This window comes from Corynebacterium sp. TAE3-ERU2 (genome assembly GCF_019209955.1).
GTDB classification, from domain to species: domain Bacteria; phylum Actinomycetota; class Actinomycetes; order Mycobacteriales; family Mycobacteriaceae; genus Corynebacterium; species Corynebacterium megadyptis.
This window is the reverse complement of record NZ_JAHUTL010000006.1, coordinates 43784-58595: the sequence shown is the minus strand read 5'-3', so window position 1 is coordinate 58595 and position 14812 is coordinate 43784. Positions and strand designations below refer to the sequence as shown.

Annotated in this window: 12 protein-coding genes and 1 riboswitch; of the genes, 7 read left to right on the top strand and 5 right to left on the bottom strand. The window is 64.8% G+C overall.

Annotated features, from left to right (window positions below):
* Nucleotides 1–23 precede the first annotated feature (23 nt).
* Both trpS and KRX12_RS09135 read right to left on the bottom strand, forming a co-directional pair.
* A complete protein-coding gene (gene trpS, locus KRX12_RS09140) occupies nucleotides 24–1067 on the bottom strand; it encodes a tryptophan--tRNA ligase (protein ID WP_218366428.1) in 1044 nt (347 codons plus the stop codon).
* A 92-nt stretch (nucleotides 1068–1159) separates the two neighbouring features.
* The gene (locus KRX12_RS09135) at nucleotides 1160–2071 is read right to left on the bottom strand and encodes an exodeoxyribonuclease III (protein ID WP_218366524.1); all 912 of its coding nucleotides are present in this window, start codon (nucleotides 2069–2071) and stop codon (nucleotides 1160–1162) included.
* 95 nt (nucleotides 2072–2166) lie between these two features.
* Here KRX12_RS09135 and KRX12_RS09130 point away from each other — a divergent pair, with 95 nt between their 5' ends.
* Entirely contained in the window at nucleotides 2167–2997 is an 831-nt protein-coding gene (locus tag KRX12_RS09130) for an FAD-dependent oxidoreductase (RefSeq protein WP_218366427.1), read from the top strand.
* Complete coding sequence (locus KRX12_RS09125) at nucleotides 2882–3412, top strand: FAD-binding oxidoreductase (protein WP_218366535.1); 531 nt, start codon at nucleotides 2882–2884, stop codon at nucleotides 3410–3412. Before KRX12_RS09130 ends, KRX12_RS09125 begins: the two co-directional genes overlap by 116 nt.
* Here KRX12_RS09125 and KRX12_RS09120 read toward each other — a convergent pair.
* Nucleotides 3409–4641 carry an MFS transporter gene (locus KRX12_RS09120; protein ID WP_151529558.1) on the bottom strand — a complete coding sequence of 411 codons (1233 nt, stop codon included), beginning with the start codon at nucleotides 4639–4641 and terminating at the stop codon, nucleotides 3409–3411. The genes KRX12_RS09125 and KRX12_RS09120 overlap by 4 nt on opposite strands.
* Before the next feature lie 203 nt (nucleotides 4642–4844).
* Between KRX12_RS09120 and KRX12_RS09115 the strand changes: the two genes are divergently transcribed.
* Entirely contained in the window at nucleotides 4845–7055 is a 2211-nt protein-coding gene (locus tag KRX12_RS09115; RefSeq protein ID WP_218366426.1) for an NADP-dependent isocitrate dehydrogenase, read from the top strand.
* 83 nt (nucleotides 7056–7138) lie between these two features.
* Here KRX12_RS09115 and KRX12_RS09110 read toward each other — a convergent pair whose 3' ends face one another.
* Complete coding sequence (locus KRX12_RS09110; RefSeq protein ID WP_218366425.1) at nucleotides 7139–8803, bottom strand: FAD/NAD(P)-binding protein; 1665 nt, start codon at nucleotides 8801–8803, stop codon at nucleotides 7139–7141.
* Nucleotides 8804–8926: 123 nt separating this feature from the next.
* On the opposite strand from KRX12_RS09110, the gene KRX12_RS09105 reads away from it, so the two are divergent.
* From KRX12_RS09105 to KRX12_RS09090, 4 genes are all read left to right on the top strand, one after another.
* On the top strand, nucleotides 8927–9697 hold the full coding sequence (locus KRX12_RS09105) for a YwqG family protein (protein ID WP_218366424.1): 771 nt from the start codon (nucleotides 8927–8929) through the stop codon (nucleotides 9695–9697).
* A gap of 107 nt (nucleotides 9698–9804) precedes the next feature.
* Nucleotides 9805–9917, top strand: a riboswitch (TPP riboswitch).
* Entirely contained in the window at nucleotides 9910–11637 is a 1728-nt protein-coding gene (thiC, locus tag KRX12_RS09100) for a phosphomethylpyrimidine synthase ThiC (RefSeq protein WP_218366423.1), read from the top strand. Its footprint overlaps the riboswitch before it by 8 nt.
* Before the next feature lie 400 nt (nucleotides 11638–12037).
* Nucleotides 12038–13354 (top strand): O-acetylhomoserine/O-acetylserine sulfhydrylase, encoded by a 1317-nt coding sequence (locus tag KRX12_RS09095; RefSeq protein ID WP_218366422.1) that lies wholly within the window; start codon nucleotides 12038–12040, stop codon nucleotides 13352–13354.
* Between the two features lie 46 nt (nucleotides 13355–13400).
* A complete protein-coding gene (locus KRX12_RS09090) occupies nucleotides 13401–14474 on the top strand; it encodes a homoserine O-acetyltransferase (protein WP_218366421.1) in 1074 nt (357 codons plus the stop codon).
* Here the strand turns inward: KRX12_RS09090 and KRX12_RS09085 are convergent.
* Nucleotides 14471–14809: a DUF3017 domain-containing protein gene (locus KRX12_RS09085; RefSeq protein ID WP_370625571.1), complete on the bottom strand. Its 339-nt coding sequence runs from the start codon at nucleotides 14807–14809 to the stop codon at nucleotides 14471–14473. The genes KRX12_RS09090 and KRX12_RS09085 overlap by 4 nt on opposite strands.
* Between the last annotated feature and the right edge of the window lie 3 nt (nucleotides 14810–14812).

The following is a 14812-nucleotide window of genomic DNA, read 5'->3' as shown; positions in this document are numbered from 1 at the left end:
TCAGTCTCTTTTATGCGTCTCGCTTAGCGACGCTGTCCTGCCAAAAAGCCCACCCGCTCGTAGACATCGTCCAAGGTGGATTCGGCGATCTCAGAAGCCTTATCGGCTCCCTTGGCCAGGATATTTTCCAGCTCGCCGCGATCAGCCAAGAAGCTATCGAAGCGCTGTTTGAGCGGGGTGGTGAACTCCTCCAGCGCGGCGGCCGTATCCGTCTTGAGCGCGCCATAGCCCTGTCCAGCATAACCGTTCACCAGATCCTCGATGCTGGTGCCGGTCAATGCCGACTGAATCACGAGCAGGTTGGACACGCCCGGCTTGGCCTCGCGGTCATAACGAATCTCGCCGTCATTGTCGGTGACGGCGGACTTAATCCGCTTGGCGGAGACCTTCGGCTCGTCGAGCAGGTTGATCAGGCCCTTGGGGTTGGAGCCGGACTTGCTCATCTTCGAGGTGGGCTCCTGCAGATCGTAGATCTTGGCCGCGCCCTCGGGGATGAAGCTCTCCGGCACCACGAAAGTCTTCTTGTACTTGGAGTTAAAGCGCTCCGCAAGGGTGCGGGTGAGCTCGAGGTGCTGGCGCTGATCCTCGCCCACCGGCACCAGCTGGGGGCGATAGAGCAGGATATCGGCGGCCATGAGCATGGGATAGGTAAACAGACCGGCACTGGTGCGGTCTTGGCCCTGCTTGGCGGACTTGTCCTTGAACTGGGTCATGCGGGAGGCCTCGCCGAAGCCGGTGAGGCAGGTGAGCACCCAGCTCAGCTCGGCGTGGGCGGGCACATGCGATTGCACGAAGAGGGTGGACTTTTCCGGGTCAATACCCAGCGCCAAGAGCTGCGCGACACCCTTGATGGTGCGCTCGCGCAACTCCTTCGGATTCTGCTCAACAGTAATGGCGTGCAGATCAGGGATGAAGTAGAAGGCGTCATAGGAATCCTGCAGATCAATCCACTGCTTCAGGGCACCGAGGTAGTTACCGAGGTGATAGGAGTCTGCGGTGGGCTGAATGCCGGATAGGACGCGTTGCTTCTTCTCTGGTCGTGGGGTGGTCGAGCTAGAGTTTTCCATAGTTTAATAATCCTACAACCCCCGCTCGCGCCCCGCCTGCACCCGGCTCCTCTTAGGCCTCTCTTAGGCTTGTCGACGCCTACCTCCCGCCACTACACCGCGTAGCGCACATTCAGCGGCGAGTGATCGGACCACCGCAGATTATAGGCATCGGCCTTATCCACCCAGCAGCGCTCGGCGCGCTGCAGCATGGCGGCGGTGGCCGCCTGATAGTCGATGCGCCACCCGGCGTCGGTGTCGAAGGCCTTACCGCGGTAGGTCCACCAGGTATAGGGGCCGTCCACATCGCCCTCGAGGCGGCGGGCCACATCGAACCAGGCGGGATCGGTGGCGGGCTGCCGCAGCGGCGCTGCCGAGGAATAGTTCACCGCGCCGGCGAAGCTGCCATGTGCCTCCACCTGGCTTGCCCCATCGGGGAAGGTGCCAAAGACCGAGTCCATAAAGGCCCGCTCGTCCGGCAAGAAACCGGACTTCTTCTTATTGGCTTTGTCATTCTTCAAATCCTGGGCGCGGTGGCAGATATTCCAGTCGCCGCCGATCACCATGTCCGGGTGGGTGGTGGCCAGCTCCTCCAGCAGGGGGCCGAAGGAATCGAGGAAGGCGTATTTCTCATCCTGTTTCTCGGTGTCGGCCGCGCCGGAGGGCAGATAGAGAGAGCCGACGCGCAGCGACTCCAGGGGAGCGTCGATAAGCGTGGCGGCGATGAAGCGGCCCGAGTCCTCGAAACCGGGAATGCCGATCTGCACATCGCCCAGCTCATAGCGGGAAAGAATCCCCACCCCGGCGCGACCCTTGGCGGCGGCCGGCGCGGTGGCGAGATGCCAGCCCGAATCCAGGGCCGGGGCTAGGGCGGCGCGGGCCTGGGCGTCCTCGGCGCGCACCTCCTGCATGAGCACCACATCCACCCCGGCGGTCTCGAGCCAGGCGAGCATGCCGCGGTTGTCCTCGGAGCGCTGCTTTACTGCGGCGCGGATGCCATTGACGTTGACAGAAGAAATCGTGATAGCCATAGCCCGCCATTCTATCGTGGCCATCTCCCCGACCCCGCCGGTAGCATTAGTTTCACACGCAAAATCCTCGGGCAGAAAGGTGGTTCATCATGGCAACACAGCAGGTTCTCGTCGCCGGAGCGGGGCTGGTGGGGCTGTGTACCGCCTTTAGTCTGGCGCGTGCCGGCCATGCGGTCACCCTCATCGATAGGGGCCGGATAGGCTCCGGCGCGGCCCGCGGCAATGCCGGGGAGATCACCCCGCTGCAGGCGCTGCCCATGCCCGAGCCGGCGCTGCTCACCCAGCTGGCCGAGGGCGTGCTCTCGCAGCGCCACTACTTCACCATCGCCCCGTTGGCGCTGCCGCGGCTGTCGGTATTTGGCCTGCAATTCCTGCGCAACTGCACGGAGTCGCGGCTACAGCGCAATACCGCCGCGCTGGATCAGCTGGTGCGCCAGGCGATGGCCGCCTATGACTCTTTTCACCGCGATGGCATCTCCCTCGCTGGCGGCGGCTGGGGCTATCTCAATGTGCACTCCGATCCCGCAGCACTGCGTGTCTTCCGCGAGGCCCAAGTTGCGCGCGCCCGGCATCTCGGGTTGGAGGAGCCTGGCCCGATTCTGAACCGCGCCGAGCTGGAGGAGCCGCTGCTGGGCGAGGAGATCACCGCCGGCTATCGCATCCCCACCGAGCGCTATATCGATCCGGATCTCTTCTGCACGGAGCTGCACACCGCCCTCAACGAGATGGGGGTGACGATCCTCCCCCCACACCGAACTGCTCTCGCTGGAGTCCACCCACGCCACCGTCCGCACCGGCGACGGGGTGGAGACCATCGGCTTCGATACGGCGGTCGTCTCCACCGGCGCCTGGCTGAACCGGCAGCTTCGCGGCATCCCAGGGCTGCGCTTCTCCGCTATCACCCCGGGCACCGGCTATAGCTTCCATGTGGAGATGGATCCGCTGCCGCGCAGCCTCATCATGGGGTTGCATCGCAAGACGCTGATCGTGCCGATGAGCGGCAGCGCCCGGGTGGTGGGGCTGATGGATTTCGGTTTCCGCGTGGAGCGTTTCGAGCGCCAGCGCATGGATTTTCTGCGGGAACAGGCCGCGCACTTTATCACTGGTCTGGACACGGCCCCGGTCTCGCGGGAATGGACGGGCCCGCGCCCGATGACCCCCACCGGGCTGCCCTATATCAGCCCCGTGCGCGGACAGCCGAATGTCATCGTCGCCGCCGGGCACAATATGCACGGGCTCACCCTCGGCCCTATCACCGGCGAGATTGTCACCGCGCTCGTCGCCGGCCGCGATCCGGGCATCGATATGCGCCCCTTTGCCCTACCGCGCCTTTAGCGCTGGGCGCTTGTCGACGCCATCCTGGCGTCTTCCGCCCGCTTCAGGCGATAGGCCAGCGCCCAGGTGCACACACCCAACACCGCCAGGCCGGCGCCGGCCAGCGCGGGGGCGGCATAGGAGAACCCGGCGCCGATCACCACGCCACCCAGCGCCGCGCCTAGGGCGTTGGCGGTGTTGAGCGCGGTGTGGTTGAGCGAGGCCGCCAACATCTGCGCCTCGCCGGCATTGTCCATGAGACGGATCTGCAGGATGGGCACTAGCGCGCTGGCGGCGGTGCCGATGAGCACGAACACGGGAACGGCCAGCCACACATGCTGCGAGGCGAGATAGAACAGCGTCATGAGAATGGCCGAGGCGCTGAGCGCGCCCATGATGCCCTTTTCGAGGTTCCAATCGCTGAGCCGGCCGCCGATGACATTGCCGAGCAGCTGGCCGAAGCCGTAGACCATGAGCACCAACCACATCCAGTGCGGGTTCAGCCCCGCCCGCTCCGTCATGGTCCAGGTGATGTAGGTGTAGACGGCGAAGTTGCCGCCGAAGCCGATGGTGCCGATGAGCAGCGTCAGCCAGATCTGCGCCTTCGCGAGGGCCCCGAGCTCGGTGCGGGGGCTGGTCGGCGGCATCTCGGTCATATGCGGCATGAGGAACCACAGCGCCACCAGGGTAATCAGCCCCACCGCCGCGACTAGGGCATAGGCGATCTGCCAGCCGAAAACCGAGCCCAGCGCCTGGGCGGCGGGCACGCCGGCCACCGTGGCCACCGAAAAGCCCATGCCCACATAGGCGATGGAGCGGCCCCGCTGCCCCGCCGGCGCCATGGAAGCGGTGGCCAGCGCGGTGATGGAAAAGTAGGCGCCATGCGGCAGGCCGGCGACGAAGCGGGTGATGAGCAGCATCGCATAGGAGGAGCTGAATACCGTGACCGCGTGGGAGATGGTAAACGCCGCCATGAGCAGAAGCAGCAGCCGGCGCCGCGGCATGAAGCCGGTAAATAGCGCCACCATCGGGGAGCCGACCATCACTCCCAGCGCATAGACGGAGATGACCGTGCCGGCCTTGGCCTCGCTGATACCGAAGTCGGTGGCGATCAGCGGCAGCAAACCCATGGAGGCGAACTCGGTCGTGCCGATGCCGAAGGCGCCGAGCGCGAACGCGGCCATCACGATATAGCGGCGAGCATCCGAGATCTCGGTTTGGCGCGGCAGCCTCTTTGTCCGACGCAGCAACAGCTCTTCTCCTTTCCCACACTGGGGTGCAACACGTAGTACGAACGTTGAGACACTACACCTTTATGGCCACAATGCAATCCGGACAGGCGGGCGGGGAACGGCGGTGGGATCCGGACGCCTTTTTACCCCCATAGAAAAAGAGAACGGGTATCGTAGACGGCTGTACTGTTATTTCTTCAACTCATATATATAGGAGACGCATGGCTAAGATCATTTACACCCGCACCGACGAGGCCCCGCTGCTGGCCACCTACTCACTCAAGCCCGCCGTAGAGGCATTCGCAGCGACCGCCGGCATCGATGTGGAGACCTCCGACATTTCCCTCGCCGGACGCATTCTCGCCCAGTTCCCCGACTATCTCGGCGAGGACCAGAAGGTCAATGACGCTCTCGCTGAGCTCGGTGAACTAGCCAAGACCCCGGAAGCGAACATCATCAAGCTTCCGAATATCTCCGCCTCTCTGCCGCAGCTGCTGCGCGCCATCAAGGAGCTGCAGGACAAGGGCTTCGCCCTGCCGGAGTACCCGGAAAAGCCCTCCACCGATGAGGAAAAGGACATCCGCGCCCGCTACGACGCCGTCAAGGGCTCCGCGGTGAACCCGGTGCTGCGTGAGGGTAACTCCGACCGTCGCGCCCCCATTGCCGTGAAGAACTTCGTGAAGAAGTACCCGCACCGCATGGGCGAGTGGTCGGCCGACTCCAAGACGAACGTGGCCACCATGGACTCCGGCGACTTCCGCCACAACGAGAAGTCCGTGATTATGCCCGCCGCCGATTCCCTCACCATCAAGCTCGTCAGCGACGAGGGTGAGCAGGTACTCAAGGACAACCTGGAGGTCCAGGAGGGCGAGGTGGTGGACGCCACCTTCATGTCCGCCAAGGCTCTGGACGCTTTCCTCACCGAGCAGGTGCAGCGCGCCCAGGACGAGGGCGTGCTCTTCTCCGCTCACCTCAAGGCCACCATGATGAAGGTCTCCGACCCGATCATCTTCGGCCACGTGGTGCGCGCCTTCTTCAAGGATGTCTTCGCCGAGCACGGCGAGGTGCTGCTGGCCAACGGCCTGAACGGCGAAAACGGCCTCGGCGCCATCCTGGACGGCCTCGACTCCGTGGAGGGTGGCGAGGAGATCAAGGCAGCCTTCGAGAAGGCTCTCGCCGAGGGCCCGGACGTGGCCATGGTGAACTCCCACAAGGGCATCACCAACCTGCACGTGCCCTCCGATGTGATTATCGACGCCTCCATGCCGGCCATGATCCGCACCGCCGGCCACATGTGGAACAAGAACGACGAGGAGCAGGACGCCCTCGCCGTCATCCCGGATTCCTCCTACGCCGGCGTGTACCAGGCCGTGATCGAGGACTGCAAGGCCAATGGCGCCTTCGATCCCACCACCATGGGCACCGTCCCGAACGTGGGCCTGATGGCACAGAAGGCTGAGGAGTACGGCTCCCACGACAAGACCTTCAAGATCGAGGCCGACGGCACCGTGCAGGTCGTTAATTCCGCTGGCGAGGTGCTCATGGAGCACGAGGTCGAGGCCGGCGATATCTGGCGCGCCTGCCAGGCCAAGGACGCCCCGATCCAGGACTGGGTGAAGCTGGCTGTCACCCGCGCCCGCCTCTCCGGTATGCCGGCAGTGTTCTGGCTCGACCCGGAGCGCGCCCACGACCGCAACCTCACCGAGCTGGTGAAGAAGTACCTGGCCGATCACGACACCGAGGGCCTGGATATCCAGATCATGTCCCCGGTCGAGGCCACCACCTACTCGGTGGAGCGCATCCGTCGCGGCGAGGACACCATCTCCGTGACCGGTAACGTGCTGCGTGACTACAACACCGACCTCTTCCCGATCCTCGAGCTGGGTACCTCCGCGAAGATGCTCTCCGTGGTGCCGCTCATGGCAGGCGGCGGCCTCTTCGAGACCGGTGCCGGCGGCTCCGCCCCGAAGCACGTGCAGCAGCTGGTGGAGGAAAACCACCTGCGCTGGGACTCCCTCGGTGAGTTCCTGGCTCTGGCCGAGTCCTTCCGCCACGAGCAGCAGTCCAATGGCAATGACAAGGCCGGCGTGCTGGCCTCCGCTTTGGACAAGGCCACCGAGACCCTGCTGAACGAGGGCAAGTCCCCCTCCCGCAAGGTCAATGAGAACGACAACCGTGGCTCTCACTTCTGGCTGACTCTCTTCTGGGCCACCGAGCTGGCACAGCAGAGCGATGACGCGGAGATCGCCGCGACCTTCAAGCCGGTCGCCGAGGCCCTGCAGGAGGCCTCCGAGGAGATCCACCAGGCGCTCATCGACGTCCAGGGCGAGTCCGTTGATCTGGGCGGCTACTATGCCCCCGATGAGGAGAAGGCCAACGCTGTGATGCGTCCGGTCGCTCGCTACAACGAGATCCTCGACGCCCTGAAGTAAGCACAACGCCAAGGCCCACCGCCGCAGAGATCATCCTCCGCGGCGGTGGGCTTTTGCCGTGTCTGGGCTGCTGCCCGCCCGCGCTAGGCCATAAAGCGGGCGGCAATATCGGCCGCAATTGCATCGGCGCGGCGCAAAATCCCGTGATTGCTGCGGGCTTGGGCAGTTTCCGCCACCGGCCAGTGCAGCCCCGCCACCGAAATCCCGAAGGCATAGAGGCTGGCCCAGGGCTGGCCATTGGCGGGGTGTATCACCCGCATCGTCTCCTCCGAGATCGCCAGGGCCCCGGTGGCGGCCGTGCCCGTGGCATCCTCCAGCACCATCTCCATGGCCACTTCCTCCGCCAGCAGCTGCTGCATGAGCGGATCGGCGCTCACGGACACATCGGGATTGGGCTGGCGGGCCTCAATACACACCCGGCTGTGATAGCGCTGCGTGGCGTTCATCCGCGAATAGCCCACAAAGCCCTGCGGGGCACTGGGTTCTACATAAAAGCCGGGGCCGGGCAGGGTGACGATGCCGGCGTCGATAAGCGCATCGAGCTGCGCGAGACGAAACTGCGGCGGCCCCTGCAGATTCGCGCTATTGACCCCAGTGAAGAAGTCCTTAAAGTGCGCCGAGTAGCTATGCGCGGAGAGCCGCCCCGCACCCACGGCCTGCTCAATCACCGGCCAGGTATCGCGAATCGGGTCAAACCAGGAGGCGTCCTCGCTGAGGTAGGTGTGCAGCCACTGCCGCCACTGCCCCATGTCCACTGCGGGGTCGATGATCTTTTGCCAATCCACATCGGGATAGTGGGCCTCCACCTCGGCGGTGATAAGCGGCCAGATATCGCGCATGAAATCGATCGGCGGGGTGAGATCCGCGATCGCCTCTAGGGTGAGCACCTGCGGCGTGTACTGCTGGAGCAGATTCCGCTTGCCGCGATAGGGCAGACCACTCGGGGAGCCGGCCACGATATGCGGCTCCTGCCCCGAGGGCTCATAGCCCGCCGCGGTGAAGCGGCCACCGCGGCCTTCGGTGAGGGCGGCCATATAGTCAAAGAAGGACAGCCCCACGCCCTTAATCAGCACCGTCTCACCGGGCTCTAGCGTCTCCAACTCCGCGAGGTGGTCGGCGGCATTAGCGGGGTGGATGTGCAGCGTATTGCTGATCCCGAGCTGCGCTAGCGCCTCGTCGAGCTGGCGCACATCCGGCGGCAGCTGGGCGGGGATGTGGCCGAGCGTGAGCACGCAGGCATCCACGCGAATCGATTCCGCCGCATCGGCGAAGTCGATCTGCCAGCCCTCCCCGAAGCGGTGGACGCGGCGGGCCCGGCGCGTATGCACCCGCACGCCGGCGCCGTTGAGCTGGGAGAAACGCCACTGCAGATAGAGGCCATAGAGGGGCCGGCTGGCGGGATCCGCGGCTGCAAGCTGCGCGGCTTCCTGCTGTGCCCACTCGCCGGCGAGCGCCAGCCACGGCTCCGCGGCGGCGCTATGGGCCCATTCATAGAGGGTGGGGCCGGTGCAGAGCGGGCCGCTGAGCTCCACGGTCTCGTCCACGAAGGCCGTGACTTCCCCACTGGCGGTATTCATGAGCATGAGCGGCGACTGCTCGGGATTCCACACCGCACCGGAACCGGGAGCGTACTCCTCGATCACCTCGATACACAGATCCTGCACGCCGCGCTGCTCGGCGAAAACTGTCAGCCTTTCCAGCACCGCCAATCCCCGCGGGCCACACCCAATGATCGCTATTCGAGCCATAGGGCCATTGTATTCCGCCGCCGCCTCGACTTCGTACACGTGTTCCCTAGCGCTGGGCGCCTCGGCACCCTAGCATGAGGCGCACCACAGTCATTGAGCGAGCGCCCTAGCGGAAAGGACCCCATGAGCAGCGAATCCGAGCGTCTCTTCGCGCATATCACCGAACACTCCACCCTCCCCTCTATCGAGATTCAGCTGCGCGGCACCCCGCAGACACTGAGCGACAGCACCGTGGGCGGCCAGCCCTATCTGGACCCTGGCGAAGAGGCGCCGGTGGGCCAGGATGGCGAGCCACTGGTATTTCTGGCGCAGCTCAATCTCGCCGAGCTTCCCGCTAATGATCTGCTGCCCGCCACCGGCCTGCTGCAATTTTTCATCGGCGGCGATGACCTGCTGGGCATGCACGACTTCGACAATATCCGGCGCAATAACCACCGGGTGATCTACCGCGAATCCTTTGATTCCACCGTCGACAGCAGCGCCTATACCCTGCCCGCCGCAGCCCACACCCCCTTTACTCGGAGCGAGGGCACCGGGATGGACTTCACACTCGTCCAGCAACCCATCTCCACCGAGGACCATCGCTTCGAGGAGGCGGTGGAGGACGCAGAAGACGAGCTGGGTATTACGGTGGATGCTGCCGATATCGACGAGCTCGTGGATCAGCTCCGCGATAGCCACACCGCCGGCGGGCACCGTATCGGCGGCTATCCCTTCTTCACCCAAGCGGACCTGCGTACCCCAGAAGATGAGCTCGATGTGCTGCTGCTGCAGATCGATAGCGAGGGGCCGGTGATGTGGGGCGATGCCGGCGTGGGGGCGTTTTTCATCTCCGCGGCGGATCTTAAGGCCCGCGACTTCTCCCGCGTCGGCTATAGCTGGGACTGCTACTAGCCACGCGCTGAGGCGCTCTGTTCCCCGCCGACTCAGGAGTAGCGCGGGGGTCATGGCCCAAAGCGAGGACAGAGCGGCCATCGTGCTATAGCCTTAAGTAAATACAACCTCATACCCACGGGAGTGCGCTGATGCTGCGCGCTGAGAGGACCCAGCGCATGGGTCGACCGTATGAACCTGTCTGGATCATGCCAGCGTAGGAAGGATTTTTTATGACTACCCGTCTGTCTGCCGCCAAGAAGGCCCGCAGTGCCGCGCCCGAACCGGGCGAGCTGACCACCGGCCCCATCTACCGCAGTCACAAGACCTACCGCGAGGTCACCCACACCAACACCGATGGCTCCACCACCACCATGCGCATCCCGGCGCGGGCCATCGAGCTGACCACCGGCACGGATTTTGAGGTCTATGACACCTCCGGTATCTACACCGAGGACAACCCCCAGCTGGATCTGAAGAAGGGCCTCGAGCCGTTGCGCGAGCAGTGGGAAACCCCGGCCCCCGCCCCCGCCTCGGAGGCGCAGCCCACCACCCTGGTGCGCACCCAGCTGGCCTGGGCTCGGGCCGGGATCATCACCCCGGAGATGACCTTCATCGCCCACCGCGAGGGCTTCACCCCCGAGGAAGTGCGCGAGGAGGTGGCCGCGGGCCGGGCGGTGATCTGCGCCAATCACAAGCACCCCGAGATCGAGCCGATGATCATCGGCAAGAAGTTCGCGGTGAAGGTGAATGCGAATATCGGTAATTCAGCGGTCACCAGCTCCATCGCGGAGGAGGTGGAGAAGATGGTGTGGGCCACCCGCTGGGGCGCAGACACCATCATGGATCTCTCCACCGGCGACAATATTCACGAGACCCGCGAGTGGATTCTGCGTAACTCCCCCGTGCCGGTGGGCACCGTGCCGATCTACCAGGCCCTAGAGAAGGTCAAGGGCGATCCCACCAAGCTCACCTGGGAGATCTACCGCGACACCATCATCGAGCAGTGCGAGCAGGGCGTGGATTATATGACGGTGCACGCCGGGGTGCTGCTGCGCTATATTCCGCTGGCCGCCGAGCGCGTCACCGGCATCGTCAGCCGCGGCGGTTCGATCATGGCGGCGTGGTGCTTGAAGGAGCACCGCGAGTCCTTCCTGTACACCAACTTCGCGGAGCTCTGCGAGATTCTCGCCGCCTATGATGTCACCTTCTCCCTCGGCGATGGCCTGCGCCCGGGCTCGATCGCCGATGCCAATGACGAGGCCCAGTTGGCCGAGCTGCGCACTCTCGGCGAGCTCACCCGCATCGCCCACGATCATGGCGTGCAGGTGATGATCGAGGGCCCCGGCCACATCCCCATGCACAAGGTGGCAGAAAATGTCACCTGGGAGGAGGACTGGTGCGATGAAGCCCCCTTCTATACCCTCGGCCCGCTGACCACCGATATTGCCCCCGGCTACGATCACATCACCTCCGCGATTGGCGCCGCCATCATCGGCCAGGCGGGCACCGCGATGCTGTGCTACGTCACCCCGAAGGAGCATTTGGGCCTGCCCAACCGCGATGACGTGAAAACGGGCGTGATCACCTATAAGATCGCCGCCCACGCCGCAGATCTGGGCAAGGGACATCCCCGCGCCCAGGAGCGCGATGATGCCTTGTCCACCGCCCGTTTCGAGTTCCGCTGGCACGATCAATTCGCCCTGGCCCTGGATCCCGATACGGCGCTGGACTTCCACGATGAGACCCTGCCGGCCGAACCGGCCAAGACCGCCCACTTCTGCTCTATGTGCGGCCCCAAGTTCTGCTCGATGAAGATCAGCCAGGACGTGCGCGACTATGCCCAGGAGCACGGCCTCACCTCGGCTGAGGCCATCGAGGCCGGCATGCAGGAAAAGTCGGATGAGTTCACCGAGCGCGGCGAGCGCGTCTACCTGCCGCTGAGCCCCGCCACCTCCTAAAACCCACACCCGCACCCGACGCCCCGCTCCGGCCGATCGATGGCTGGGGCGGGGTCTCGTATATCGCCGATCACCCCCAAAATGAGCTAACTCACATACCAAGCTGTCTATCTTATCGCCGCAGCTCAGCGCGCCTAACCGCGCCCATGCCGGCCGCGTAGCTCTTGCTCTAGACCGAGCGGTTCGTTAGGGTTGCTGACAACGCAACGCGGGGCGCTGAGGATTCGACGCTCTCCGCTTTCCCTTAAGGACTCTTGGGAAGTCATTTCTTTTCAAGCGCTCGCCGCGGTCTATGGTTCCTCCTTCGCGGCGAAGCTGTCTCATACTGTGTTCTCCGGCGGATGGCTCGAACCGTCCCGCGTTGTGGTCCCCGATATATCCATGATGAGAGGAACCATCAATGCCTAAGTACAACAATGAGAACGCGGCCGAGTGGGGCTTTGCTACTCGCTCGATCCACGCCGGCCAGCCGGTGGACTCCGATACCGGCGCCCGCAATCTGCCGCTGTACTTCACCTCGTCCTATGTATTCGACGACGCCGCCCATGCCGCCGCGCGTTTCGATCTCTCCGACCTTGGTCCGGTGTATTCCCGCCTGACCAACCCCACCGTGGCCGCCGTCGAAGAGCGCCTCGCCTCCCTCGAGGGCGGCGTACACGCCGTGCTCTTCGCCTCCGGAATGGCTGCTGAGACCGCCGCGATCCTCAACCTGGCCCGCGCCGGCTCCCATATCGTCTCCTCCCCGCGCATCTATGGCGGCACCGAGACGCTCTTCCAGATCACCCTGCCGCGCTTGGGTATCGACGTCACCTTCGTCGAGGATCCGGACGATCCCGCCTCCTGGGCGGCCGCCGCACAGGACAACACCGTGGCCTTCTTCGGCGAGACCTTCGCCAACCCGCAGGTGGATGTGCTGGATATTCCGGCCATCTCCGCGGTGGCGCATGAGCACAAGGTGCCGCTGATCGTGGACAACACCGTGGCCACCGCAGCCCTGGTCCGCCCGCTCGAACTGGGCGCCGATGTGGTGGTGGCCTCGCTGACCAAGTTCTACACCGGCAATGGTTCCGGCTTGGGCGGTGTGCTTGTCGACGGTGGCTCTTTCGATTGGTCCGTGGAACACAACGGTGAACCCAAATACCCCGATTTCGTCACCCCGGACCCCGCCTATCACGGCCTGCGCTATGTGGACCTCGGCCCCGCCGCCTATGGCCTCAAGGCTCGGGTGGGTCTGCTCCGCGACACCGGTGCCGCCCCCTCCCCCTTCAATGCGTGGGTGACCGCCCAGGGCCTAGACACCGTTGGTCTGCGCGTGGAGCGCCACAACTCCAATGCCTTGGCCGTGGCCCAGTTCTTGGAGTCCCAGCCTGCAGTGACCAAGGTGAACTACGCCGGCCTGGAGTCCTCGCCCTTCCACGCCACCGCGCAGAAGCTGGGCCTGGCCACCACCGGCTCGGTGCTCTCCTTCGATATCGAGGGCGGCCGCGATGAGGCATGGGCCTTCATCGACGCCCTGCAGCTGCACTCCAATCTGGCGAATATCGGCGATGTGCGCTCCCTCGTGGTGCACCCGGCCTCTACGACGCACTCGCAATCGGATGAGGCTGGTCTCCGCCGGGCCGGTATCAGCCAGTCCACCATCCGCCTCTCGGTGGGTATCGAGGCGATCGAGGACATCATCGCTGATCTCGAGCGCGGCTTCGCCGCCCTCAGCTAACCCACCGCAGCGATCACCCGCGCCGGAGAGGGAAAGGACGCAGACGATGAACCTAGGCACACCCGGCCAGCTGCACACGGTGCCGCTCGGCGAGTTCCGCACCGAGGCCGGTGTGAGCCTGCCTATCTCCCTGGCGTATATGCGCTTCGGTGAGCCCCGCGCGGATGGTTCCAATATCATCCTCGTCGAACACGCCCTCACCGGCGATGCCAATGCGGCCGACTGGTGGGGCGGGCTCATCGGGCCGGGCCGCGCCTTCGACACCACCGAGTACTGCATCATCTGCACCAATGCACTCGGCGGCTGTCAGGGCTCTACCGGACCCGCCTCCCCGGCCCCAGACGGCGTGCCGTGGGGATCGCGCTTTCCGGCGCTATCCATTCGGGATCTCGTGCACGCGGAAAAACTCCTGCTCGATCGTCTCGGCATCACCCACCTGCGGGCCGTCGCCGGTGGCTCCATGGGTGGCGCCCGCACCCTCGAATGGGCGCTGCTCTACCCCGAGATGGTGCAGGCCTGCCTGGTGGTGGCGGTCTCGCCGCGGGCCAGTGCCTGGCAGATCGGCGTGCAGCAGATCCAGATTGCCTCCATCACCTATGACCCCCATTGGCAGGGTGGGGATTACTACGGCACGGGGCGCCGCCCCGAACAGGGGCTCACCACCGCCCGCAAGCTGGCACATCTCACCTACCGTGGCGAGCTAGAGATCGACGAGCGCTTCGGCACCACCGCCCAGCGCGGGGAGAATCCCCTAGGCGCTTATCGCGACTCCACCCAGCGCTTCGCGGTGGAAAGCTATCTCGACCACCAGGGCCGCAAGCTCGTCGATCGCTTCGACGCCGGCTCCTATGTGGTGCTCACCGAAGCGCTCAATCGCTTCGATATCGGCCGCGACCGCGGCGGACTGGTGCCTGCCTTGGCGCAGATCACCGCCCCCACCATGGTGGCAGGAGTAGACACCGATATTCTCTACCCCTACTACCAGCAGGAATTGATTGCGCGGAATGTCGCCCATCCCCTCGGGATGGCCCATATCTCTTCCCCGGTGGGCCATGACGCCTTCCTCGTAGAAGAGCGCCAAATGGACAATATTGTGCGCCGTTTCCTCGCCGCCAGCTAGCTACCGAGGGCGTCGATAGAGGCGGAGATGTACATCATCAATCCGCCCACGACGGCGGTGAAGGCGACGTCGAAACGCCGCGAGCGCACCGCCAGCACTCCTAATACATGGGAATCGCAGACATAGCGGATCCCGGATAGCAGCACGAGGCTGGCGCCGAAGACGAAGGTGGCGCGGCGCCAGTGATCGCTGAAGAGAAACACCGCGGCCACAAGCAGCCCCAGCACGAACACACCCATTAGCGCCCGTTGCAGGCGAAGGGGTAGCGGCGAGGGCGGCAGGGCCCGATCGTGCGGGTTGCCGCTGAGATCCGCGATAGGGTCGACGCGCTCCACGGA